At 61.0% G+C, this 24163-nt stretch carries 27 protein-coding genes; 4 read left to right on the top strand and 23 right to left on the bottom strand.

All coding sequences use genetic code 11. From position 1 onward, the window contains the following. Window positions 1–223 precede the first annotated feature (223 nt). Together rpsI and rplM are read right to left on the bottom strand one after the other, a co-directional pair. Window positions 224–616 (bottom strand): 30S ribosomal protein S9, encoded by a 393-nt coding sequence (rpsI, locus tag J4D28_RS09785; protein ID WP_003228056.1) that lies wholly within the window; start codon window positions 614–616, stop codon window positions 224–226. A gap of 14 nt (window positions 617–630) precedes the next feature. Then, the gene (gene rplM / locus J4D28_RS09780; protein ID WP_007928449.1) at window positions 631–1059 is read right to left on the bottom strand and encodes a 50S ribosomal protein L13; all 429 of its coding nucleotides are present in this window, start codon (window positions 1057–1059) and stop codon (window positions 631–633) included. A 246-nt stretch (window positions 1060–1305) separates the two neighbouring features. On the opposite strand from rplM, the gene J4D28_RS09775 reads away from it, so the two are divergent. Further along, complete coding sequence (locus J4D28_RS09775) at window positions 1306–2343, top strand: NADP(H)-dependent aldo-keto reductase (RefSeq protein ID WP_038635010.1); 1038 nt, start codon at window positions 1306–1308, stop codon at window positions 2341–2343. 63 nt (window positions 2344–2406) lie between these two features. On the opposite strand, the gene J4D28_RS09770 is transcribed toward J4D28_RS09775, so the two are convergent. Next, entirely contained in the window at window positions 2407–3543 is a 1137-nt protein-coding gene (locus tag J4D28_RS09770; RefSeq protein ID WP_103331086.1) for an acyl-CoA dehydrogenase family protein, read from the bottom strand. Window positions 3544–3787: 244 nt separating this feature from the next. On the opposite strand from J4D28_RS09770, the gene J4D28_RS09765 reads away from it, so the two are divergent. Next, a complete protein-coding gene (locus J4D28_RS09765; protein ID WP_172666974.1) occupies window positions 3788–4687 on the top strand; it encodes a GlxA family transcriptional regulator in 900 nt (299 codons plus the stop codon). A 47-nt stretch (window positions 4688–4734) separates the two neighbouring features. Here the strand turns inward: J4D28_RS09765 and zapE are convergent, their stop codons facing one another. The 3 genes from zapE to J4D28_RS09750 all read right to left on the bottom strand — a co-directional run bounded on the left by zapE (window position 4735) and on the right by J4D28_RS09750 (window position 7926). After that, on the bottom strand, window positions 4735–5829 hold the full coding sequence (gene zapE / locus J4D28_RS09760) for a cell division protein ZapE (RefSeq protein WP_007928431.1): 1095 nt from the start codon (window positions 5827–5829) through the stop codon (window positions 4735–4737). An 87-nt stretch (window positions 5830–5916) separates the two neighbouring features. Beyond that, window positions 5917–7272, bottom strand: coding sequence for a tryptophan--tRNA ligase (locus J4D28_RS09755; protein WP_009050731.1), 1356 nt, complete (start codon window positions 7270–7272; stop codon window positions 5917–5919). A 24-nt stretch (window positions 7273–7296) separates the two neighbouring features. After that, window positions 7297–7926 (bottom strand): alpha/beta hydrolase, encoded by a 630-nt coding sequence (locus tag J4D28_RS09750; RefSeq protein ID WP_016703548.1) that lies wholly within the window; start codon window positions 7924–7926, stop codon window positions 7297–7299. A gap of 144 nt (window positions 7927–8070) precedes the next feature. Here J4D28_RS09750 and J4D28_RS09745 point away from each other — a divergent pair, with 144 nt between their 5' ends. Then, on the top strand, window positions 8071–8505 hold the full coding sequence (locus J4D28_RS09745) for a YhcB family protein (RefSeq protein WP_007928428.1): 435 nt from the start codon (window positions 8071–8073) through the stop codon (window positions 8503–8505). 183 nt (window positions 8506–8688) lie between these two features. Here the strand turns inward: J4D28_RS09745 and J4D28_RS09740 are convergent, their stop codons facing one another. The 13 genes from J4D28_RS09740 to J4D28_RS09680 form a co-directional block, all read right to left on the bottom strand. Next, complete coding sequence (locus J4D28_RS09740) at window positions 8689–9420, bottom strand: OmpA family lipoprotein (protein ID WP_009050733.1); 732 nt, start codon at window positions 9418–9420, stop codon at window positions 8689–8691. A 114-nt stretch (window positions 9421–9534) separates the two neighbouring features. Beyond that, complete coding sequence (locus J4D28_RS09735) at window positions 9535–10179, bottom strand: MBL fold metallo-hydrolase (protein ID WP_041984234.1); 645 nt, start codon at window positions 10177–10179, stop codon at window positions 9535–9537. Between the two features lie 93 nt (window positions 10180–10272). After that, on the bottom strand, window positions 10273–10704 hold the full coding sequence (locus J4D28_RS09730) for a hypothetical protein (RefSeq protein WP_009050735.1): 432 nt from the start codon (window positions 10702–10704) through the stop codon (window positions 10273–10275). A gap of 103 nt (window positions 10705–10807) precedes the next feature. Continuing rightward, a complete protein-coding gene (locus J4D28_RS09725; protein WP_103331087.1) occupies window positions 10808–12445 on the bottom strand; it encodes an NAD(P)/FAD-dependent oxidoreductase in 1638 nt (545 codons plus the stop codon). A 22-nt stretch (window positions 12446–12467) separates the two neighbouring features. After that, complete coding sequence (gene fdxA, locus J4D28_RS09720; protein WP_009050737.1) at window positions 12468–12839, bottom strand: ferredoxin FdxA; 372 nt, start codon at window positions 12837–12839, stop codon at window positions 12468–12470. A 42-nt stretch (window positions 12840–12881) separates the two neighbouring features. After that, window positions 12882–14387 carry an NAD(P)/FAD-dependent oxidoreductase gene (locus tag J4D28_RS09715; protein WP_103331088.1) on the bottom strand — a complete coding sequence of 502 codons (1506 nt, stop codon included), beginning with the start codon at window positions 14385–14387 and terminating at the stop codon, window positions 12882–12884. A gap of 38 nt (window positions 14388–14425) precedes the next feature. Then, the gene (locus J4D28_RS09710; RefSeq protein ID WP_009050739.1) at window positions 14426–15181 is read right to left on the bottom strand and encodes an SDR family NAD(P)-dependent oxidoreductase; all 756 of its coding nucleotides are present in this window, start codon (window positions 15179–15181) and stop codon (window positions 14426–14428) included. Between the two features lie 36 nt (window positions 15182–15217). Continuing rightward, entirely contained in the window at window positions 15218–16057 is an 840-nt protein-coding gene (locus tag J4D28_RS09705; RefSeq protein WP_053269878.1) for an alpha/beta hydrolase, read from the bottom strand. Further along, a complete protein-coding gene (locus tag J4D28_RS09700) occupies window positions 16054–17577 on the bottom strand; it encodes an NAD(P)/FAD-dependent oxidoreductase (protein ID WP_053269879.1) in 1524 nt (507 codons plus the stop codon). Before J4D28_RS09700 ends, J4D28_RS09705 begins: the two co-directional genes overlap by 4 nt. After that, window positions 17574–18473 carry a diiron oxygenase gene (locus J4D28_RS09695; protein WP_103331089.1) on the bottom strand — a complete coding sequence of 300 codons (900 nt, stop codon included), beginning with the start codon at window positions 18471–18473 and terminating at the stop codon, window positions 17574–17576. Before J4D28_RS09695 ends, J4D28_RS09700 begins: the two co-directional genes overlap by 4 nt. A 35-nt stretch (window positions 18474–18508) precedes the next feature. Continuing rightward, complete coding sequence (locus J4D28_RS09690) at window positions 18509–18775, bottom strand: acyl carrier protein (RefSeq protein WP_016703554.1); 267 nt, start codon at window positions 18773–18775, stop codon at window positions 18509–18511. Beyond that, window positions 18772–19578 (bottom strand): MaoC family dehydratase, encoded by an 807-nt coding sequence (locus J4D28_RS09685; RefSeq protein WP_009050744.1) that lies wholly within the window; start codon window positions 19576–19578, stop codon window positions 18772–18774. Before J4D28_RS09685 ends, J4D28_RS09690 begins: the two co-directional genes overlap by 4 nt. Before the next feature lie 2 nt (window positions 19579–19580). Further along, window positions 19581–20849 carry a beta-ketoacyl-[acyl-carrier-protein] synthase family protein gene (locus J4D28_RS09680; protein ID WP_103331090.1) on the bottom strand — a complete coding sequence of 423 codons (1269 nt, stop codon included), beginning with the start codon at window positions 20847–20849 and terminating at the stop codon, window positions 19581–19583. 448 nt (window positions 20850–21297) lie between these two features. Between J4D28_RS09680 and J4D28_RS09675 the strand changes: the two genes are divergently transcribed. After that, window positions 21298–21978, top strand: coding sequence for an acyl-homoserine-lactone synthase (locus tag J4D28_RS09675; protein WP_038635027.1), 681 nt, complete (start codon window positions 21298–21300; stop codon window positions 21976–21978). A gap of 1 nt (window position 21979) precedes the next feature. Here J4D28_RS09675 and J4D28_RS09670 read toward each other — a convergent pair whose 3' ends face one another. The 4 genes from J4D28_RS09670 to J4D28_RS09655 all read right to left on the bottom strand — a co-directional run bounded on the left by J4D28_RS09670 (window position 21980) and on the right by J4D28_RS09655 (window position 24152). After that, window positions 21980–22708, bottom strand: coding sequence for a LuxR family transcriptional regulator (locus J4D28_RS09670; RefSeq protein WP_080577957.1), 729 nt, complete (start codon window positions 22706–22708; stop codon window positions 21980–21982). Window positions 22709–23081: 373 nt separating this feature from the next. Beyond that, window positions 23082–23582: a methylated-DNA--[protein]-cysteine S-methyltransferase gene (locus tag J4D28_RS09665; RefSeq protein ID WP_103331091.1), complete on the bottom strand. Its 501-nt coding sequence runs from the start codon at window positions 23580–23582 to the stop codon at window positions 23082–23084. 149 nt (window positions 23583–23731) lie between these two features. After that, entirely contained in the window at window positions 23732–23977 is a 246-nt protein-coding gene (locus J4D28_RS09660; RefSeq protein ID WP_016703558.1) for a hypothetical protein, read from the bottom strand. Then, complete coding sequence (locus tag J4D28_RS09655; protein WP_016703559.1) at window positions 23967–24152, bottom strand: hypothetical protein; 186 nt, start codon at window positions 24150–24152, stop codon at window positions 23967–23969. The genes J4D28_RS09660 and J4D28_RS09655 overlap by 11 nt, the downstream gene beginning before the upstream one ends. Window positions 24153–24163 lie beyond the last annotated feature (11 nt).

The following is a 24163-nucleotide window of genomic DNA, read 5'->3' as shown; positions in this document are numbered from 1 at the left end:
ATCAGGCATCTACTAAGTAAAAATCTGAACTTATAAAAATTTTGCCGAATGGTAATGAAAAGCCCCTACTCTGACAAGGTAATTACCAACTTGGCCCTGCCCCAAGCCCTGTAGTATAGGGGCTCTGCAGATGTGGCAAGTTGTCACACTGTAAAATAGTCACCCATAAAAAAACGCCCAGCTCCGCGAGGAGACTGGGCGTTCTTTTGAACGCGAAAGCGAATTAACGCTTCGAGTACTGCGGACGCTTACGCGCTTTACGCAGACCAACTTTCTTACGTTCAACTTCACGTGCGTCACGGGTTACGAAACCGGCCTTACGCAGAGCGCTGCGCAGAGTTTCGTCGTAATCCATCAGAGCGCGAGTGATGCCGTGGCGGATTGCGCCAGCTTGGCCACTCACACCACCGCCGATAACGGTGACGTAGATGTCGAACTTCTCGACGGTCTCGGTCAGTTCCAGCGGCTGACGAACTACCATGCGGGCAGTTTCGCGGCCGAAGAAGTTATCCAGGGAGCGGTTGTTGATGGAGATGTTACCAGTGCCCGGACGCAGGAAAACGCGTGCGGTTGCAGTCTTGCGACGGCCAGTGCCGTAATTTTGAGTCGCCGACATAATGAACTATTCCGTTAAATCTTCAGTTCTTGGGGCTGCTGAGCAGTATGAGGGTGTGCAGCGCCCGCATAGACTTTCAGCTTACGGTACATGTCGCGACCCAGCGGGTTCTTAGGCAGCATGCCTTTTACCGCGGTCTCGATCACGCGCTCAGGGGCCTTGGCGATCAGCTTTTCAAAGTTGATCGACTTGATGCCGCCCGGGAAACCGGAGTGGGAGTAGTACATTTTGTCAGTGGTTTTAGCGCCAGTAACACGTACTTGCTCAGCGTTGATCACGACGATGTAGTCACCGGTGTCGACGTGAGGGGTGTACTCAGGCTTGTGCTTGCCACGCAGACGGCTCGCGATTTCGGTGGCCAGACGACCCAGGGTCTGACCAGCAGCGTCGACGACAAACCAGTCGCGCTTAACTGTTTCCGGTTTAGCAGTAAAAGTTTTCATTCTTTATAGCCTCAGGGGCCGCCCTGTAAATTAGACGGCGGATCTTACTGAATAGTGCGTACTTTGACAAGTCAAAGGCAGCCGGATACAGACGCTATCGGGGGCTCGGGTCAGCGCGTCCGTTATACGGCAAGATTCTTCGGCAGGCGGCGCATCACTTCCACTGCAGAAAGAGCTGCGGAATTATGCAGATTGCGAAAAAAAATTCAACCTGCTTTTATGATTGTTTTGCCGAAGGAGCACCCGATGGACTATCGCCAGCTAGGCCGGACCGACCTGAACGTGAGTGCAATCTGCCTGGGAACCATGACCTGGGGCGAGCAAAACAGCGAGTCCGAGGCCTTCGCCCAGATCGAACGGGCCAAGGCTGCGGGGATCAATTTCATCGACACCGCCGAGATGTACCCGGTGCCGCCAAAGGCCGAAACCTATGCCACCACCGAGCGCTACATCGGTAACTGGTTCAAGGCTCGCGGCGATCGCGCCGACTGGATCCTCGCCAGCAAGATCGCCGGCCCCGGCAATACCATCGACTACATCCGCGACAAGCAGCTCAAACACAACCGCAAGCATATAGTCCAAGCCGTGGACGCCAGCCTCGAGCGCCTGCAGACCGACTGGATCGACCTCTACCAGCTACATTGGCCGGAGCGCAGCACCAACTTCTTCGGCCAACTGGACTACAAGCACAAGGAAGAAGACTTCACCCCGCTGGAGGAAACCCTCGAAGCCCTGGACGAACAGGTCAAGGCCGGCAAGATCCGTCACATCGGCCTGTCCAACGAAACGCCCTGGGGCACCATGAAGTTCCTGGCCCTGGCCGAGAGCCGCGGCTGGCCACGGGCGGTATCGATCCAGAACCCGTACAACCTGCTCAACCGCAGCTTTGAAGTGGGCCTGGCGGAAATTGCCATTCGCGAACAATGTGGATTGCTGGCCTATTCGCCCCTGGCGTTCGGCTTCCTCTCCGGCAAATACGAAGGCGGCGCGCGCCCGGCCAAAGGCCGCCTGAGCCTGTACAGCCGCTTCAGCCGCTACTTCAACCCGCAATCGGAAGCGGCCTGCAGCCGTTATGTCGCCCTGGCCCGCGAACACGGCCTGGACCCGGCGCAAATGGCTCTGGCATTCGTCACCCAGCAACCGTTCGTCACCAGCAACATCATCGGCGCGACCACCCTTGAGCAACTGGACAGCAACATCGCCAGTCTTGAGTTGAAGCTGTCGAATGAGGTGCTGGCCGGCATCGAGGCGATCCACAAGGACCACCCGAACCCGGCGCCGTAACCTGCCCTCCCGCCTAGAAGCGAGCTGGCCCGCCAAGCTCGCCTCTACGCAGGAGACAACGCGCTACAGGGAACGCGCGATGATCTCCTTCATGATCTCATTGGTCCCGGCATAGATCCGCTGCACTCGCGCATCCGCCCAGGCCCGGGCCACCGGGTATTCCCACATGAAGCCGTAGCCGCCATGCAACTGCACGCACTCGTCGAGCACCTTGCACTGCAGGTCCGTGCCCCAGTACTTAGCCATGGCGGCGGTCGGTACGTCGAGCTTGCCTTGCAGGTGCAATTCCAGGCAGCGGTCGACGAACACCCGACCGATCTGAATCTCGGTGGCCATTTCCGCCAGCTTGAAGCGGGTGTTCTGGAAATCGGCGATCGATTTGCCGAAGGCCTTGCGCTCGCGGGTGTATTCCAGGGTCCACTGCAATGCCGCCTCGGCTGACGCCAGGCCACCCACAGCCACCGTCAGGCGCTCCTGGGGCAGCTCCTGCATCAGATAGGCAAAGCCCGCGCCGGCCTGCCCCAGCAGGTTTTCCTTGGGTACGCGAACATCCTGGAAGAACAGCTCCGACGTGTCCTGGGCCTTCATGCCGACCTTTTCCAGGCGCTTGCCCTTGGAGAAACCGGGCGTATCCGCCTCCACCAGGAACAGGCTGGTGCCCTTGGCGCCGGCCTTGGGATCGGTCTTGGCCACGACAATCACCAGATCGGCCAGATAGCCGTTGGTAATAAAAGTCTTCGAGCCGTTGATCACATAGTCGTCACCGTCCAGCACCGCGGTGGTCTTGACCCCTTGCAGGTCGGAACCGGCGCCCGGCTCGGTCATGGCAATGGCCGTGACCATCTCGCCGGATACCAGTTTCGGCAGGTACTTGTGCTTCAGCGCCTCGCTGCCGTAATGCAGGATGTAGGGCGCAACGATATCGGAATGCAGGGAGAAGCCGATGCCGGTCAGGCCGAGACGCCCCACTTCCTCGATCACCACCGCGCTATAGAGGAAGTCAGCCTCCAGCCCACCGTACTCCTCGGGGAGATGGGAACAGAGCATGCCCGCCTCACCGGCCTTGTTCCACAAGGCGCGGTCGATGTAGCCCTGTTTTTCCCATTGCCCATGGAACGGCACGGCCTCCTTTTCCAGGAAGGTACGCACGCTGTCACGAAAGAGTTCGTGCTCGGAACTGAACAAGGTTCTGGGGATCATGGGGCCGCCTGTCGTTATTGTTAGCCGGGATTGGCCCACAGAGCCTAAGCCCACGCGTACGACACAGGACACTGGACACATCCGACAAAAAATAAGACGATCCAGCCGTCTGGTGACCACTTTCCCCTATAAGAACAATTGAATTATGTCTAACCAAACCTCCACGCCCTTGCGGCGCGTCAGCATCCTGGCCATCGACCGGGTTTTCGCCTCCACCCTCATGCAAGCCAAGGATTTCTTCCATCTGGCCAGCCTGCGCTATGGCAAGCAGCTGGGCCAGGGCCTGACCCCGGCATTCGAAACCCGCCTGGTCAGCCCCGATGGCAAACCGGTGTGCAGTTTCAGCAACGTGATGCTCCCGGTGGACGGCGCCCTGGAAGATACCGACGTGATCATCCTCCCGGCGTTCTGGGACGATTTCGAAACCCTCTGCCAACGTTATCCCCAGATCCTGCCCTGGCTGCGCCAGCAACATGCCCGCGGCGCCGTGCTCTGCGGCGAGGCCACCGGGGTATTCTGGCTGGCCGAGGCCGGGCTGCTCGACGGCAAGGAAGCCACCACTTACTGGCGCTTCTTCAATGCTTTCAGCGAGCGTTTCCCCAAGGTCCAGCTCAATCAGGACAAGCACCTGACCGACGCCGACAACCTGTATTGCGCCGGCGGCACCACCTCGGCCTGTGACCTGTACATCTACCTGATCGAGCGTTTCTGTGGCGCCAACGTCGCCCAGGCCGTGGCCCGCGACATTCTCTACGAAGTGCAGCGCAGCTATTCCCCGGGGCGTATCGGCTTCGGCGGCCAGAAGCTGCACCAGGACGTGATCATCCTGCAGATCCAGCACTGGCTCGAAGAGCACTTCGCCGACAAGTTCCGCTTCGAGGACGTGGCCCGGGAACATGGCATGAGCATTCGCAATTTCATGCGGCGCTTCCAGACCGCCACCGGCGACAAGCCCCTGCATTACCTGCAACGCCTGCGTATCGAAACCGCCAAGGGCCTGCTCTCGGGCACGCGCAAGAGCATCAAGACCATCAGCTATGAAGTCGGCTATGACGATGCGAGCTTCTTCGCCCGCCTGTTCCGCCAGCACACCGAGCTGTCACCGAACCAGTACCGGCAGCAGTTTCACCAACAAGCCGCGTAAATGAAAAAGGGCCTGCAATGCAGGCCCTTCTTTTATCCGGACAACCGTTAAGGCTTGTGCGCCCGCGAGAGGAACTCGTGGGACTGCATTTCCAGCAGACGGCTGAGGGTGCGCTGGAACTCGAAGGTCAGGCGACCGCCGGTGTACAGGTCCTTGAGCTCGACTTCGGCGGAAATGATCAGCTTGACGTTACGGTCATAGAACTCGTCGACCATGTTGATGAAGCGACGGGCGATGTCGTCGGTGGCGACGCTCATCTGCTCGACACCGCTGACCAACACGGCGTGGAAGATCTTGCCCAGTTCGATGTAGTCGTTCTGGCTGCGCGGACCGTCGCACAGTTCGCGGAAGTCGAACCAGGCCACATCATCACAGGTACGCAGGGCGCGGATTTCGCGGTTCTCGACGATCAGCACATCGTTTTCCACCGCCTGGGTGCATTCCGGCGTCAGCGCGCGGAAGCTCTTGCGCAGGCTTTCGTGGGCCGCTTCATCCAGCGGGAAGTGGAACAGTTCGGCCTGCTCCAGATGACGCAGACGGTAGTCGACACCGCTGTCGACGTTGACGATTTCGGTGTGCTGCTTGATCAGGGCAATGGCCGGCAGGAAGCGCGCCCGTTGCAGGCCATCCTTGTACAGACCGTCCGGCACGATGTTCGAGGTGGCCACCAGGGTCACGCCGTTCTTGAACAACTCTTCCATCAGCGTGCCGAGTATCATGGCGTCGGTAATGTCGGAGACGAAAAATTCGTCGAAGCAGATCACCCGGGCCTCATCGGCGAAACGCTTGGCGATGATGGTCAGCGGGTTCTTCTCGCCGCCCAGGGTCTTCATCTCTTCGTGCACACGCTTCATGAAGCGGTGGAAGTGAGTACGGACCTTCTGCTTGAACGGCAGGGCTTCAAAGAAGGTATCGACCAGATACGTCTTGCCACGCCCTACCCCGCCCCAGAAGTACAGGCCCTTGACCGGCACCTGGTCTTTCTTGCCAAACAGCTTGCCCAGCAGGCCCGGCTTGTTGTTCGACGCGGCGATCAGATCGTCGTACAGGCGCTGCAAATGACGCACGGCGGTTTCCTGCGCAGCGTCGTGGAAGAACTCCGGGCGTTTCAGATCAGCTTGGTATCGTTCTAGGGGCGTCATAATTCGTTAGCAAGGCAACAAAAACGGGCCGTCACTGTAGCGACGGCCCTTGAGAATGGCAATCAGCCCTTGGTCGGGAGATTGCGGTTAGTCCTGCACAGGCGTCAGGGCGACACGCAGTGCATCGATCGCCGCATCGCGGGCCGCCGCGTCGGCAAAGGCCGGGCTGTCGGCCACGCACTCACCTTCCAGCCAGACGCTGAAACTCAGCGCTTCGCTGCGCAGATCCAGAGCCTGGCCGGCTTGCAGTTGCTTGGTCACGGCACCCGCAGTCTTGCCGTCGGCGAAGTTGCGCGACAGCAACAGCTGCTCGCCATCGGCGGCCAGCAGGCGGAAACGGAAGCTGCCGTCGTCTTCACGGAAGCTGACGAAGCGCGCGGCCTTGGCCGCTTTCTTCTTGGTGGTCGCCGCCACTTGCACCTGGTTGACGAACGAACGCAGGCCCACGGCCTCACGCAGTTCGTTGAGGAACGGGGTGGCCACGGCGCGGGCTTTCTTGGCGCCGGCCTGGAGGATATCTTCCAGGTCCGAAGGGCGTTCGATCAACTGGTGATAACGCTCGCGCGCTTCGCCCAGCTGGTTGTCCAGCAGCTGGAACAGACGATTCTTCGCCTCGCCCCAACCCAGGCCCTGCAGCAGTTCGTTGCGGAATTCGTCAGCCTGGGCCTGTGTCGCAAATGCCTGGAACAGAGTGAACAGGTGCGCGTTATCCGGGTCCTTGGCTTCGCCAGGAGCGCGGGAGTCGGTGACGATGCGCGAGATCGCGTCCTTCATGTCCTTGGCGCTGCTGAACAACGGGATGGTGTTGTCGTAGCTCTTGGACATCTTGCGGCCATCGAGGCCCGGCAAGGTGGCGACGCTTTCCTCGATCAGCGCCTCGGGCATGGTGAAGAACTCCTTGCCCTGGCCGAACAGGTGGTTGAAGCGCTGGCCGATGTCACGGGCCATTTCCACGTGCTGGATCTGGTCGCGACCGACCGGCACCTTGTGCGCGTTGAACATCAGGATGTCCGCGGCCATCAGCACCGGGTAGCTGTACAGGCCCATGGTGATGCCGGCATCCGGGTCTTCACCGGTTTCGACGTTTTTATCCACCGAAGCCTTGTAGGCGTGGGCGCGGTTGAGCAGGCCCTTGGCCGCCACGCAGGTCAGCAACCAGGTCAGCTCCGGGATTTCCGGGATGTCCGACTGGCGATAGAAAGTCACGCGCTCCACATCCAGGCCACCGGCCAGCCAGGTCGCGGCGATTTCCAGGCGCGAGCGCTGGATACGCAGCGGGTCGTCGCACTTGATCAGGGCGTGATAGTCGGCCAGGAAGTAGAACGAATCGGCATTGCTGTCGCGGCTGGCGAGGATCGCCGGGCGGATGGCGCCGGCGTAGTTGCCCAGGTGCGGCGTGCCGGTGGTGGTGATGCCGGTGAGGATGCGCGTACGAGTAGTCATGGGTAATCGCTTATCAGACTGCAATCAATTCGAGAGTCGTGGCAGCACCAGATCCTTGAGATCGGTGAGCTTGCCATGAAAAAAGTGTCCGCATTCTGCCACTTTCAGCAGCTCATGGGGGCGCTCAAGCGCGTCGGACCAGTCGTAGACCAGTTGCGGGTCGACCACTTCGTCGGTTTCCGGCTGGATCAGGGTCAGCGGGCAATTCTGCGGCAGCAGGTCGCTGTCGCGCAGACGCATCACCGCAGCGGCGACCATGAACAGGTGCTTGAGCTGTTCGCCGCGGGCTTCCAGGCGCCCGCCGAGGCTGGCGGCGACGAAGCCGCCGAAGGAGAAACCGAGCAGGGTCATCGGCAGATCCGGGTGCCTGGCCCGCAGCCATTCGGCAGCCGCCTGCGCGTCGTCGACTTCACCGCTGCCCATGTCGTGGCTGCCTTCGCTGGCGCCGACGCCACGGTAGTTGAAACGCAAGGTGATCAGGCCAGCATCGCGCGCCGTACGTTGCAGGGTCGAGACCACCTTGTTGAGCATGGTGCCGCCCTGCACCGGGTTCGGATGGCAGATCAACGCCACGCCACGGGCGTCGGCGACATCCAGATACAGGGCTTCCAGTTGGCCGACCGGGCCGGCAATCACTACGGGGGTTTCACGCATAAGCAAGGAAGGAACTCCGTGACCTCGAATCGGGTCGACTCGTCTAGCAAATTGTCTGTGCCAATCTATTGCGAGTGAATCGCGGTATACAGCGCAGGTTCGAGCCGTTAACGTAAAGCAAAGCCGTTTATAGAGGAAGGACTCGTGGAACACTCGCTCTTAGTTTGGTTGTTGCCGACTCTTGCCCTGATCGCGGGTGTCGCCATTGGATTTCTGGTCGCTCGCCTGCTGCCGAATGCCGCGCCTAACCGCACGCAACGTCAGCTGGATGATATTCAGGAACGTTTTGACAGCTATCAGAACGAAGTGGTCACCCACTTCAACAGCACCGCCACCCTGGTGAAAAAACTCACTCAAAGCTATCAGGAAGTGCAGGACCATCTCGCCGAGGGCGCCAACCGCCTGGCCCTGGACGAGCTGACCCGCCAACGCCTGCTGGCCGCGCTGCACTCCGACTCGGTGCAGGCTCCACGGGAACGCCTGACGCCGCCGCGCGACCAGGAACCGCCACGGGACTACGCGCCAAAGACGCCTAACGCGCCTGGCATGCTCGACGAGCATTATGGTCTGAAGAAGTAATCAGGCTTCGCGTCCAATAAAAAGCCCCCGGACAATTCGGTTGTCCGGGGGCTTTTTTGTATCTGGTGATTGGATAGCGGCTGATCGGACCTCTTCGCGGGCAAGCCCGCGAAGAGGCCGGCAAAGGCCGCACACAAAAATGCCCGATCACAGGATCGGGCATTTCTTCATTCAAGCGATCAGTTACGGATACTGCTGAACCGTACCCGGCTGTTGCTGCTGACCACCATACTGCTGGCCAGGAATCGCCTTGAGGTTCACTTCCACCCGACGGTTCTGCGCACGGCCATTGACGTCACTGTTGCTGGCGATCGGGTTATCCGGGCCAGCGCCACGGGCCGACAGGTTGGCACCGCTGACACCTTGCGAGGTCAGGTAGGTCGCCACGCTCTGGGCGCGACGCTGGGACAGGTCCATGTTGTGCTGGCGGCTGCCGGTGCTGTCGGTGTAGCCGACGATTTCGATCTGGTTCTGGTTGAACTCCTTGAGGGAGTTGGCCAGGTTGTTCAGCGGCTGATAGAAGCTTGGAGCGATGTTCGCCGAATCGGTGGCGAACGTGATGTTGCCCGGCATGATCAGCTTGATCTGATCGCCCTGGCGCTGCACTTCGACCCCGGTATTGGCCATGCTGGCACGCAGTTTCTTTTCCTGCTGGTCGGCGTAGTAGCCGTAGCCGGCGGCGGAAGCACCGACTACCGCGGCGCCAATCAGCGCGCCCTTGCCACGGTTGTTGTGGTCGATGGCGGCACCGGCCAGCGCACCGGCCAAGGCACCCAAGCCACCGTATTTTGCAGTTTTGCTCATGCCCGTGGAGCCGTCGGCCTGCCCCTGATTGTCATAGGGGTTAGGCGAAGCACAGCCGGACAACAAGGCCACAGCAGTAGCAACAACGATCAAACGACGCGAGGTGAACATGGAGAAGCTCCTACTTTTTTCATTCTGTGATGCAGCGGACGTTGGCAACAGACCTTTGCAGGCGTTTGAACACGGCCAATGACAAAAATTCCGTGAAACTTTTGACAGCAAATGTCAGGCCCTGACAAAGGGATTCTCACGCATTTCATCGCCCAGGCGGGTGTCCGGACCATGCCCGGCCACCACGATCGCGTCTTCATCGAGGGTGTACAGACGCTGCTTGATCGAACGCACGATGGTGGCCTGGTCGCCACCCCACAGGTCCGTGCGCCCTACCCCGCGCTTGAACAAGGTGTCGCCGGCAATCAGTAGCTTAGCCTCTGCGAACCAGAAGCTCATGGAACCTGGGGTATGTCCCGGCGTATGCAGGGCCACGCCGCAGCCGCAGGCCAGCTCTTCGTCGTCCGCCAGCCAGCGATCCGGCGCCGGTACCGGCGTGTAAGGCACGCCGAACATGCCGCACTGCATCTCCAGGTTGTCCCAGAGGAACTGATCCTCCTTGTGCAGGTGCAGGGTCGCGCCGGTTTTCTCCTTCATCTGCCCGGAGGCCAGGAAGTGATCCAGGTGGGCATGGGTATGAATGATGCTCACCACCTTCAGCCCCAGCGCGTCGAGCCGCGCCATGATCAGGTCGGGGTTGCCGCCCGGGTCGACGACGATGGCCTTTTTGGTAACAGGATCACCGATGATCGTGCAGTTGCACTGCAAGGGGCCGACAGGGAAGGTTTCGCGAATGAGTGCAGGTTTTGCGATGTCCATGGGGGTCCTAAAGGGCTGAGGCCAGGCTGATGACGCCAAGGGTGACCGCAATGACCCCTGACTTTCAACTCCACAGCCCTTTACCGATATCCCCTAGGCCAGGGAACCCCACACTTGCACCAGGCCGAACAGATGCACCAGGCCATAGACCAGGCAGATCGTCGAGCTGACAAAGATGAAGCGCCGGCTGCGCCCGGTGCCCGCCAGGGCGACCGGCCCCAACAGGCCACGCAACAGGTAGACCAGGGTGATCGCGATCAGCGCCGGGCGCAGCAAGGGCAAGGGGGCAATCACCCCGGCCGCGGACAGCGCGTAGGCCGCCCACGCGGCAAGCACCAGAGCAATCCCGGCCGTGACCACCGCGGGAAACCAGCGCCCGGCCTGGGCCGCCCGCACAAAGCGCTCGCCTGCGCCAAACAGGCGATACCAGGAAGGCCCGACCATGATCACCCCGACATGCATCAGCGCCGCCAACAGGCTGAGCCCGGCGCCGATCACCAGCGCCATGTTGTATCCATTCGTCATTCCATCGCTCCTTGATGCCAGTCCATTCTCGGTGAATCCAATGATTCACGCGCTGCAGCATAGACGTCATGGCGCACCGACGGGGTGCGCCATGACGTCGCCGTCAACGGACCGCCGCTTCGGCGCGGGTGCCGATGTCCATGACCTGGTAACGCACGTGACGACCACTGACCGCCGCGGCCGCTTCCACGCCACCGGTCATGGCGCCAAAGATGCCGTGCCCGGTACGGGTGGAAGCGCCGCACAGGTACAGGTTGCGGATCTCCGTCTTGGCTCCCGGCCGGTTGTGCAGGAAGTACTCCGGGGTAAAGGCCAGGCCGTAGGAGGTCCCGCCTTCGGAGCCGATAAAGCGCGTGACCGAAAAAGGCGTCGAGACTTCCTGATAGACGATGTGCTTCGACATGTCCGGAATCACCCGTTCGGCCAAGGCAATCAGCTGGCGGGCGTACCACTCTTTTTTCGCCAGGTAGGCCGGGTTGGTCCGATAGCTGCCATCCGTCAGCTCGGCCTGGGTCACGCCCCAGCTTTGCGGGGTGGAAGGCACTGCCGACATCAATTGCAGGTTATAGATGCCCGGTGGCGCGATGGCCGGGTTATCCGGGTCTTTCATGGTGGCGTTGCCGATGAACAGATGGGGCTCCTCGGGAAACGCCCCGGCGAACACCTCGCGGTAGGCCTTCTCGTAATCGCAGCCTGGATAGATGCGATAGTTGGTGTTCTTCAGGCCCATGGCCTTGAGGTCCATGTCGATGCCGAGATAGACCACGCCCATGGCCGGTGACATCTCGAACTGCTCGGCACGGCGCACGGTCTTGGGCTTGAGGTGTTCACGGCCGATCAGGCCGAGCAGGGCCTGCTTGATATCGGCGTTGCAGATCACCGCACCGGCCTTGACCACCCGTTTGCCCAGGTGCTTGTTGCTGAACTCGACGCCCACGGCACGCCCGTTCTCGATCAGGATACGTTCGACCTTGGAGCGCAGGAGGATCTTGCCGCCCTTGCGCTCGACCACCTCGCCCAGCTTGTCGGAGAACATCTGACCGCCGCCCGAGGGGTAGTAGGAACCCTGCAGGAAGTGATTGACCACCGCCGCGTGGCCGGCCATGGTCGCGCGGCTCGGCGGCTGGTGATAGACCCCCAGCTGCCCGGTCAGGATGGCCCGCAGGCGCTGGTCCTGGGTACAGGTGTCGAGAAATTGCGCCACCGTCGATTTGGCGTGACGCATCAGCATCCACGAGCGCGGCAGTACCCACAGCGCCGTCAGCGGGCGCGAGTGGATGCCCATGAAATCCCAGACCTGCTGCAGCATCTTGAAATAGCGGTTGATCCCCGCCCGCTCCTTAGGGAACGCCTCCAGCAGCTTTTCGCGAAAGCGTTCATAACCGCGGGGAACCGCGAACTGGAAGTCGGGGAAACACAGGGTCTCGAAACCTTCCGGATCCTGCTCGATAAAGCGGATTTCACCGTCATCGATGCCGGCCCCGCGCAGGATCCGCGGAATCAGGCCGTCCTTGCCGCAGTCGCCGATGTAGTGCAGGCCGACATCGAACTCGTAGTCCTTGCCCTTGCGGTGGAACACCGTGGCACAGCCGCCCATTTCATAGTGCATGTCGAGCACCAGCACCTGCTTGCCGCGGTTGGCCAGGGTTGCGGCAGCCGTCAGGCCACCGATGCCGGCGCCGACCACTATCACGTCGAAGGTGTCGCTCTCGAGGGTCTTGAATCGATCAAAGCTTTGCATGGGTTACGGTTCCAGTCGCGCATCAGGCGTGGGCTAGGTGGTGGTCGCGGGTCGGATCGACCGCCTCGGCCTCATGTATCAGGTGGGGCAGCTTGTTCGGCTTGCGGCTCCAGTGCTCATGCTCCGCCAGGGGCGGAATCCGCTGCAGGATCACCGGCCAGTGCTCGGCCAGCTCGGCGTTGAGCTTGAGGAAATGCCGGTTGCTGTCATCGAGCTGGTTCTCCGGCTGGATGGCTTCCTCCGGGCATTCGGGCAGGCACAGGCCGCAGTCGACGCACTCCTGGGGATTGATGACGATGAAGTTCGGCCCCAGGTGGAAGGCATCCGCGGGGCAGATATCGACGCAGTTGGTGTGGCGGCACTGGATGCAGTTGTCGGTCACTACGTAGGTCATGGTGAGTCTCGTAAACGTCTGGTTGGACTGGGAAGTCGCCGCTCAGAAATAGCGGTCGACCAACAAGCGCGCCGACAACATCGTTCCGATGAAGCCTGCGCCCGGGAATGTCCAGGCCCCGACCTGGTACAGCCCCTTGACCGGGTATTTCTGCGGGAAACGGTTGAACAGGCCGGACTGTCGGGTGTTCTGCTCAAAGCCGTAGATCGCGCCCGCCGGGTTATGGGTGAACTTGCTCATGGTGCGCGGCGAACCTGCCTCGCAGACCTCGATGTGCCGACGCAGGCCGGGGATGACCCGTTCGGCGTTGGCGATCAGCAGCTCGGTGAGTTCGATCTTCTTGCGCCGGTAGGCGAGCTTGTCCAGGGAGTGCCATTCGCCGGCGCCCGTCAGGGTGAACAGGCCCAGGCTGGACTTTCCGGCCGGGACCATCGAGGGATCGACGTTGGAGAAGTAGTTGATCGACCAGCTGGTGTTGTCGCCATGCAGCTCTCCGGCCTGGATATGCTCGAACTGTTGGCGCTGGGTTTTCGGCGGGGCGAAGAAGTGGATGTACTCCTCGGCGCCCACGCCCAGCTCGCTCAGCGGGCAATCGAGCCCCAGGTAGACCTGGAACCCCGACACCGACAGCTTGAGCCGGCGCAGGCGCGAGCGGTACTTGGCACCGAAGTGCTGCTCGCCCGCCAATCCCAGCACCGCATGGGGCGAGATATTGGCCACGACGTTGCGCGCCTTGACCTTGCCCGACTTGCGCGTCACCACGCCACTGACCCGGCCGCGCTCGACCACGATCTGATTGACCGCCGACTCCAGCTCGACCCGGCCGCCATGCTGCTCGATGACCTCGACCAAGGCGTTGGACAAGGCCTGTGAGCCGCCCTTGATCGAATAACCGCCGTTCTCCAGATAATCGATGAAGGGATAGGAAAAGTAGCCGAACGCCAGGTCCTTGGCCGGCAGGCCGTAGTAGCTCCATTGCGCCGACAGCACTTCCTTGAGGCGCTCATTGGAGGTGAAGCGCGAGAAGTAGTGATCCACCGTTTCATGCCCATACTTGAGCACCCGGGGATAGATCATCGGCGTGGCCACCAGCCTCATCCAGAACGGCTTGCGCGAATACAGGAAGCCGCACAGGTCCTTGTAGTTGCGCTGCGACTCGGCGAACAGCCGGTTGATGTTATCGACCTCCTCGGGAAAGAAGCGGAACAACTCGCGCTTGTAACCTTCCAGGTCGCGGTGCCCGACCGTGAGGTCGATGTCCTGCGAGCGATAGCGATACAAGGTCGGGTGATGGAGAAACTCGACCTTGTCCGCCACGCCACAGGCCTGGATCACATTGAACGACTCGGCGCCCCGCACCACGCCGTCGAACGAATGCAGCGAAACATCGAAGTTGAAATCCTTGCGGCGGAAATTGCTCGCGTAACCACCGGCTACGTTGTGCTTTTCCACCACCAGGACTTTCTGGCCTCGCTGCGCCATAAGGCTGGCACCCGCCAACGCGCCAAGGCCCGCGCCGACGAAAACGGTATCGTATTCTTGACTCATGATTACTCCTGGCTCTGCGGCCAGATCAGAACTGCTAATCAGGCCGTCAGACCGCCATCGATCACGAATGTCTGGCCAGTGATGTAGTCGGCCTGGGGCGACAGCAGGAAGCTGGCCAGGGCCGCCACTTCGCGGACTTCACCGAAGCGCTTGAGGGGGATGGTGTCGGTGATCGACTTGCGTATCGGGTCGGCGATCTGCCCGACCATCTCCGTGGCAATGAAGCCTGGGGCGATGGCGTTGACGGTGATCTTGAAGCGCGCCATTTCCAGGGCCATGGTCTTGGTGATGCCGATCATCGCCGCCTTGGTCGCCGAGTACCCCATCTGCCCCTTGTTGCCCTTGAGCCCGCTGACGGAGGACATGTGCAGGATCTTGCCGCGGCGCTCGGCGGCCATCGCCGGAGCCAGGCATTTACTGAAATACACCGCCGAATCGAGATTGGTCGCGACCACGTCGCGGTAGCGCTCGATGTCGAACTTGAACAGCAGCTGGTCGCCGGTCACGCCCATGTTGTTGATCAAGCCGTAGGGCTCGCCGTGGGTTTCCACCAGCTGTGCGCACACCGCCTCGACCGAATCGTGGTTCCTGCCGTCACAGGCATGCCCGCTGGCCAGGCCGCCACTGGCGGCCACTTCCTGCTCCAGTTGCAAGGCCGCGTCGGCCGAGGACTGGTAGGTGAACGCGACCCGATACCCTTCCCGGGCCAGGGCCAGGACCAGTGCGCGGCCAATGCCGCGACTGCCGCCGCTGACCAGTACCCATTTGCCGTTTGAAGACTGCTGAACTTCCATGATCTACATCCTTTGACCTGATGATCCCTGCCGCCGTCATGCCGGCACGGCGGTTTTTCGAGCTTCCGCACGAGCGAAGAAATCGAAGATTTCCTCGAAGTAGCGGTCCCGGTGTTTCTTGTGGTTTTCCAGGTGGCGACAGCCCTCGAAACCGACCACGTGCAGCGCCTCACACTCCTGGCTGAGCCCGGTCACGCTGGCATCCGGGATGAAGTGGTCGTTGCGCCCGTAGAAGTAGGCGATCGGCAGGTGACGCACGCCGCGCAGCGAGTGATCGATGGCACAGGTGCCCGTGGGGACCGCCAGGCGGCTGCCGCTGATCCAGCGCATGGCCAGTCGCAACGGCCCGCGGGTGAAGTAGCTGCGCACCGAAATCGGCACGCTGTCCAGCACGGCCGAGGTAAAGGGCGTGGCATCCCGCGCCAGGGCATGGGACAGGTGATAGCCACCGAACGAACAGCCCACCAGGTGGATCGGCAGGCCTGGGTTGTCCCGCGACACGCGCCGGGCAATCGCCAGCACATCGTCGGCGAACGCATGGCCGCCGATGGTGCTGCGGCCGAAGCCTTTGAAGTTGAAGGCGACCACGTGATAGCCCTGCTCGAGAAACGCCTGGTCCAGGTTGTTCTCGAAAAAGTAATGCATGCCGTACTTGAGGAACGGATGACACAACAGCACCACGCCCCGAGGGTGCATGGCGCTGGTGCGCAGCGACGCCCCCTCCAGTCGGCTGCCGTCGCGCGCGATCTCCACAAAGCCTGCCGCACGCTTGGGCACGTCACGCTTCCAGCCCTGTACCTGACGGAACATGACGCGGATGAACAGCTTGGAAATGGCGATCCCCAGCCAACTGGTCGATTGCTCGTTCTTGCTCATGCTCGCCTCCATTGCCTGGCCTTCATTTCGGCATAGCCGAAGGCGGCTTCGTAACTGGGACCTGCCACCCAGGCGCTGAGGAACTGCACGCCCTGCACCGGGAAGCCGTGATGGAACACATGGCCCTTGAGATCGGTGCCGACCATCGCCCCATAACCCGAACCGTCGGTGTTGTTGGTGAAACGCACATAGGTATGGGGCGTGGCGACCTCGGTATGCAGCACATGCCCGCGCAGCCCCGGCACCTGGCGCAACAGACGCTCCACCAGGATGTCGCTGGCCCGCTGCTTCTTGGCCCGGTATTGCGCGGTGCGGCGCTGCGGCCAATGGGCGATCGAGTCGAGCACGTTGATGCACACCACCTGGCCCGCAGCCGGGTCCAGGGCGTGATAGTTGGTGACCTCGATCGGCGACATCTCCCAGAAGGCCCGCTCGCTGAGCTGCGCCTCATAACCGCTGAGGGCGGCCGCCATGCGCAACTCGGCGCCTGCCGCCGGGTCATCGGCGAACAGCATCGATTCGCTGTGCTGCAAGCCCAGTTGCTCCGGTGGCAGGTCGGTCACCAGGTACACCGTGGTGGTCGAGCGTGCCGGCTTCAGCCCGGTGAGCTTCTCCCGGGTGGCCGCCAGCTCCACATCCGCCGCGAACAGGTGCTGCACCGCGTAATGCGGTGAAGCGTTGATGTACACCCGCGAAGAATGGAACACCCCGCGATTGGTGTTGATGCCCGTGGCATTGCCCTGGCCGTCGGTGAGCACGCCATCGACCCGGGTGCTGAGCAGGATCTGCCCACCCGCCTGTTCGATCTGCTGCGCCAGCAGGTTGGACAGGTGCTGGGAGGAGCCGGCGACATAGGCGTTGCCACGGTTGAGCGTGGCGTACACCACATGCAGGTAGTACAGATAGCCCAGGTCTTCCGAGTAGCCGCCGACGTAGATGCCCGGCGCCGCCAGGATCTCGATCAGGTACGGGTCGTCGAACAGTTCGTGCAGCGCCTGGCGCACGGTCTTGTGCTTCAGGTTGCGATGGGCGAAACGCAACTGGGCCATGTCCGGCTCGAAGCTGCCGTCGAGCATCTGGAACTGGTAATAGCCGTTGCGCCCGTAGGTCCGGACGTGCTCGAAGAAGGTCGCGATGGCCTCGGCCTGATGGGGAAAGCGCTCGACCAACTGCCGCTCCGCCCCGTCCGCATCGTTGGCCAGCGGCAGCTCCGTGCCGTCCCGGTAGGCGCAGAAGTAGTCCTGGGGATAAACCAGATCCAGCGTCTCCTCCAGCCCCAGGTCACGCAGGATGCGGATGAGGTTGCCGCCCTCGGCCATGCCACTGAGCTTGTGCAGGCTGCAGTCGAACACCGCACCCTGCTTTGGCCGGCTGAAGGTGGAGGCATAGCCGCCGACGACAATATGCTTGTCGACCATCAACAGGCGCACCCCAGGGTCCCGTTTGACCAGCATCGCCGCACAGGCCAGGCTGGTGATCCCGGCACCGACGAAGATCGCGTCCCAGGACGGCTGGTTCATTGCCGCAACCCCAGCTTGTCGACCCAGGCATAGATCTCGGCAAAACGTGCGTCGTTGAGCCGGGCGTTATGGGCCGAGCGCCAGACTTCCTCGATCTTCGCCTTGTCATCCACCGCGATCGGGAACTCGAACGAGGTGTGCCGGGCGATTTCCGGGTTGTAGGTGAACATGTCGATCAGCGCCGGAATGATCCGGCGGCTCATGGCCTTCACTTGGGCGATGGACTCGGGGCTCGCCGTTTCAAAGAACGACTCGCTGATCCAGCGACCGAAGGCGATATGCCGGGCCTCGTCATGATGATGCTCACGGAACATGGTCCGGGTCATAGGCTCGACGCCTGGCCCCTGGGACGTGTGCATCGCGCCCATTTCCGCGACCCACTCGATCAGCAGCGTGAACAGCACGCCCACCGCGGGCTCCATCTTCGGCAGCGTCTCGGTGAGCAACTCATAGAGACCCACCGGCGGGTTCCACAACTGCAGGCCGGCCTTGCCCATGAAACGCTTGAAGGTCAGGGTGTGAACGATCTCCTCCTTGGAGAAGATCATCAGGTACTCCTGCAGGTCCTGGGAGATGCGGTCGTGGAACTGAGTGACATAGCCCATGTACAACGGTGGAATGGTCTGCTCCAGCCAGATGAACATGGAGATGTCACGGCCGGTTTCCAGCCAGGCCAGTTCCAGCTTCTGCGCCTCGCTCAGGCCTTCGCAGAAACGCGTGCCATTGATCCACAGGTGATCGGGGTCCTTCGGGTACAGGCTGCGATCGACCTCCTTGTCCCAGGGCAGCACGGTCGCGTGGTCCATGGTCTTGTGGTGCGAGACTTCGCTCAGCTTGCGGACCTTGGACTCTCTTGCTTCTGAAATGGCGAGCACACTATTGGTCAGCGTGGACATTCCCTTGCTCCTATCCGTAACGGTGGACCTGCCAGTCAGGCAGGGACAGCGGCCGATTCCTTGAGCTCGACCACGAACTCGCACAGCTGGCGCAGCGTGGCGATCTTGCGGCTGACGAACGAGTCGGGATCCAGCGCCACGCCGATCTTCTTCTGCACCACGACCTGCATCTCGACGAAGTCCAGGCTGTCGAACTCCATCGCTTCGATGTGGGTATCGAGGGTCACATCGTTTTCGTCGACATCCTTGAGTTCCAGGATGAGGTCGCGAACAACGGCAAATACTTTCTCTACGGTGGTCATTGCATAGCTCCTTGGGAGGTTGGAAGGGCCTTTATCATCAGGCCGAGGGTGATGGTCATTACGTGGCGATCGCTGACATGCACCCCGAGATCGAGGGTGCCCACGGCCTTGCCGGGGCTTTCGATCAGGTGGATGTTGTCGATTTCGCAGCGGATATCGGTCTGCAACTCACCCAGCGAGCGCAGCGATGTGCAGAAGGTGATCTGGTGGCTGGTCTGCACCACCAGGTGATCGGACAGATCCTCGAGCCGGTTCGGCCGCTGCCGTTGACGGAACTGCGGGGACAGGCAATCGAAGATCACGCCCAGATGGTTGCGGATGAAGTGGGAAAAGATCAGCGCATCGAGCGCGACCCAGTCATCGAGCTCCCGGCCCAGGTCATCACGAAAGCGCGCGAGCCAGGCCGCGACCTCCTCGTGTGCCAGCAGGAAACCGGGGGTTGTGGATGACCATTCCGGTGCCTCGACGATGCGTACATGGCCGATCACGTGTTCGCTGTTGTCAGCGCTCGAGTGCAACTTGAACCCGGTGCTGTCGCTGCGTTCGCGGGTCGACAGGGCTACCGTGCTGTCACGCAGCACCGGGGTCTTGAGCAGCGCCTTGAACTGCATCCAGTCCTGGGGCAGCACCGGGCTGGCCCGCCCCATGCGGTGCTTGACCGGCAGCAGCGCGAGCATGCCATGCACCACCACATCGGCCGCGTCCATGCGGCGCGCCGCCTCGCGGTCGAAGTGGATCGGGTTGCGATCGCCGGAGAGACCGGCCCAGGCCTCGATCTGCTCGGCTCCGAATTGCAGCTGCATGATCAGACCACCTTGCGCAGCATGATGCCGGCGTTGGCGCCACCGAAGCCGAAGCTCAGGTTCAGCACGTTGTTCAGGGTCTGCCCATGCAGGTGTTCGTTGGGCACGTAGTTGAGGTCGCACTCAGGGTCGGCCTCATCCATATGGATGGTCGCCGGAATCGTGCCCCGGGCCATGGCCTTGAGACAGAAGACCGCCTCCATCGAGCCGGCGGCGCCGATCAAGTGCCCGGTGTAGGACTTGGTGCTGGACATCGGAATGCCGTATGCCGCATCCCCCAGGGCCAGTTTGATCGAGCGGGTCTCGTTGACATCGTTGAGCGGGGTCGAGGTGCCGTGCAGGTTGACGTAGTCGATCTGCACGGCCTCTACGCCTGCCTGCTGGCACACGTCATTGATCACCCGTACCCGGGCCTGCATGTCTTCGGCCGGGGCCGTCATGTCGTAGGCGTCCGAATAGTTGGCGTAGCCGGTGATCTCGCCGAGGATCTTCGCGCCCCGGGCCCGGGCCAGTTCATAGTCTTCCAGGCACAACACCGCCGCGCCCTCGGAGAGCACGAAGCCGCTGCGTCCCTTGCTGAACGGGCAGCAGGCCAGGCGTGGGTTTTCCTGTTCCTTGCTCAAGGCCTGGATGACATCCACCGACCAGACGTTGAACTGCTCTTTCAGGGATTCGCTGCCACCGGCGATCATCACCTTGGCGCGGCCGCTGCGAATCGCCTCGTAGGCTTCGCCAATGGCGATGGTGCCCGTGGCGCAGGCCGCCACCGGGCTGTTCTGGATACCGCGCATGTTCCAGTTCATGGTGATACCGGCAGTCGCGGCATTGCACATCGACATGACGGTGGCGAAGGACGTGGAGATGCCCTGCTCGCGGTATTCGTTGTTGTTGCTGTTGGCGGTATCGAGCCCGCCCCAGCCGGTGCCCAGGATCACGCCGCGATCGAAGGGCGAGACGACCTCATCCAGAGGCGTGTCGCCATACGCCATGCGGATCGCCTCGTGGGTGGCCACCAGGCTGTATTTGGCGAACAGCGGCAACATCTTGGAGATTTTCTTCGAGAACGGACGCATCGCTTCACGACCGAAGTCATCGATAAAACCAAAGTAACGCGCATGGATGCTCGGATCGTCGAAGCTGTGCTGACGGTAACCGACCTGGTAATCCATCATTGCGTCCCAGATGGCTTCGACATTCTCGCCGAGCGAGCAGATGGCGCCATAACCGGTTACAACCACCCGGCGCGGTTCTGAAGAGGCGGACTTTTCCATGATCTTCCCTGTTTCGATGTCTTGGCTGGAGATGCCACGCAGCGTGAAGAAGCCTGATCCAGACACTCAGACTGCCATTGGCATATTCGACGATTAAGGCAAGTGGAGTACTCGCAAGTACAAGCCATGTACGCACTAGTTGGAACAATCGTCCAACATTGCAAAGCTCAGCTCTACGGCGTTATTGAGGGCTTAACCACTGCCCGGCATAAGTTGTCGTAATTGCCCGGGGAGGACAACTGTATCTAGGTACAGATGGCCAAGTGCGTAATGAAAATCAACTCAGGCAACCTGCAACTGCACCTAAGTACAGGTTGTCTCCGGGCAGACATTGTTAAACTAACAAGCGCCGCACAATTGATTTGCCTTAGCCGTAAGTTGACTCTCCGCGAACGGTGCGAGCCCAATCTTTAGTACTGACCATATCCCATGGAAGAACTTCAACAATATGGAATTTATCGAATTTCACGCGCTCGACTATAGTGCGACGCCCCACGCCTGGGTCGCCGATTTGTATGGCCTGCGCAAGGAAGTATTCGCCGATCGTTTGAACTGGAAGGTTAATATAAAGAATGACATCGAGTTCGATGAGTACGACAACGAGCGCACCACCTACCTGATCGGTACCTGGAAAGGCGTGCCCCTGGCCGGCCTGCGCCTGATCAACACCCTGGATCCCTACATGGTCGAAGGGCCGTTCCGCGACTTTTTCCGCTGCGCGCCGCCCAAGCAGGCGCTGATGGCTGAATCCAGCCGCTTTTTCGTCGACAAGACCCGCTCGCGCCAGCTCGGCCTGGCCCATCTGCCGCTGACCGAAATGCTGCTGTTGTGCATGCACAACCATGCCGCGCGCAGCGGCCTGGAATCGATCATCACGGTGGTCAGCAACGCCATGGGACGGATCGTCCGCAACGCCGGCTGGCACTACGAAGTAATGGACACCGGCGAGGCCGCGCCGGGAGAAAAGGTGCTGCTGCTGAACATGCCGATCAGCGACGCCAATCGTCAGCGCCTGCTGTCCAGCATCGCTCGCAAATGCCCCTTGTCATCCACGCAGCTCAGCTGCTGGCCGCAGCGCCTGAACCCGCTCCACACCGCGTTCTACGAGCCTCAGCGGATCAGCGCCTGAATCAGAGGATGCCCTGGCGCTGAGCCTCGTAGACCGCCTGCTTGGCGTTGCAGACCTGCAGCTTTCCGGAAATGTTCGACATGTGAAATTTGACCGTCCGCTCGGAAATCGCGCAGATCAGCGCGATTTCCCGGTAGGCCTTGCCCATCATCACCCACTTGAGCACCCCCAGCTCCCTGGCCGAAAGCGGCCCGGTCTGAGGCTCGGGGAACAGCTCGTCCATCGCCCGCAGGCTCAGCAGCCGGCTATGAAAGCGGATCAGCGCCATCTGCAACTGCCCCTGCTGGTCGGCCATGCGCCGCTCAAATTCGGCTTGCGACCCGCTATTGCAAAGGCTCAGCGAACTGAACATGCCGCAGGCGTCATGCAGGGTAAACGTCGCGCCGGAGCAGATGCGGTATTGGCTGGAACGTCGAAACAACTCCTGACTCTTGTCACAGGAGGCGGCCTGGAGAGCGTCGCTCCAGGAAAACGGCGCGCAACTTTTAAGACCGTGATGAATGATCGGGTCGATCAAATGATAGTTGGCATTCTTATAGGCTTTCAGCCAGCGCGATGGGTAGTTCGAAATAATAAGAGGGGCTACTTCGCGATTTCGAGGGGCGGCAAAGTAGGCATAACTTGCCCCTTGCAGATCGCCCAACAGCTTTTCAAGCTCTAAATTTAAACAGACATTTGAATTACTTTCGTCGGCCGGAATAAAGCCAGAGTATTTGAGTCGACTATCCATGTCATGAGCTCGTCATATTTCAGGATTACTTCAGTCTCTCGGGAGAGGGTGAAGACGGTGCAAGATTTTTCTTATTATGCCTAAGCACGTGAATGCATAGCTGCTGACCTACCAAGTTGGTAAATCCCGATACGCTGGCGGGCTATATTCAGTTATGCCTTGATAGAAATCAAGCAGGCGAGCTATACGGCTTTAGTTGTATTTCGAGGAAATTATAGCGAGCGGTTTGTGATGTTTTTTTGACGACAGAATACAAAACTCTTATTACCCGTTCGGTTAATACCGAACGATATCGCGGCAACCGCTCTACAACCGCTGCTGGAGACAAGATGTTCTTGTCGCCAGCAGCCCGACAAAGCCCTGGGCGGCAGGGCTAGAAGTCCAGCGGCAAGGTCTGCTCGCCCTCCAGCGCCAGCAGGAACTGCTTGGCCTGCAGGCCGCCGGCAAAACCGGTGAGGCTGCCCGAGGCGCCGATCACCCGGTGGCAGGGGGCGATGATCGAGATCGGGTTCCGGCCATTCGCCGCGCCGACTGCGCGCACGGCCTTGGGGCTGCCGACCTGGGCGGCAATCTGGCTGTAGCTGCGGGTTTCACCGAAGGGAATGGTCAGCAGCGCCTGCCAGACCTTGCGTTGGAACTCGGTGCCGACAAAGTCCAGCTCCAGCTCGAAGCAATCGCGGCTGCCGGCAAAGTACTCGTTGAGCTGGCGTTCGGTTTCCAGCAGGACCGGATGATCGTCGGCAGACTGCAACGGGCCGAGACGCACGCGGTTTTCGCGCTCGCTCTCCCAGAGAATCGCGGCGAGCTTCGTACCCCTGGCAACCAGGGTCAGTTGACCGACGGGCGAGTTCATCAATTTGAATACGCAGGACATGCTAAGCCTCCTTTATCTTCCAGGGAGATCAGGCCCGGACCTGGCCTTCATCCCGGTACGCCTGCACTGTAGATCGACATTCAAACGCAAGAACTACGTTTCTTGTGCTTGAATTCAGCGCCGGATCTTCCTGGATCGCGCTACGCTGGCTACTCATCCTCTTCGATCAGATAACAATTGTCACTGCTGCTGCGCCGCCCATGGGGATAGACGATAAAGGCGCCGCGCCCATTGCCGCACTCGAGCAGATGCACCGGCGACAGTTCACGCTGCTGATCGATGCGCGCATTGAGCCGGACGATATAGGTGCCCAGCGCAAGCGACACGCAAAGAATCAGCAGCAAGCAAAACACCAGTTGGTCGGTGTAGCCCGCGCCGGCCTTTTCAGAATGCATGGGCAATGGCGTCCGATCCTGCTGTCAGCTCCCTGCCATGCCCGATCAAGAATCCTCCTCGCGGCCCACCCTCGCCCAGGCGCACCGCGGGCGTTCTGGACAGCGAGCCATAGGCCAGCAGGCCGATGACAATCAAGACCAGCAGAATGTCTTTGATCAAAGGAGACAGGTTCATGGTGGCGCCCT

The organism is Pseudomonas sp. GW531-T4, assembly GCF_017349615.1.
Taxonomy (GTDB): Bacteria; Pseudomonadota; Gammaproteobacteria; order Pseudomonadales; family Pseudomonadaceae; genus Aquipseudomonas; species Aquipseudomonas chlororaphis_I.
Note: the sequence above shows the minus strand (reverse complement) of the source record. Positions and strands in the feature narration are given on the sequence as shown.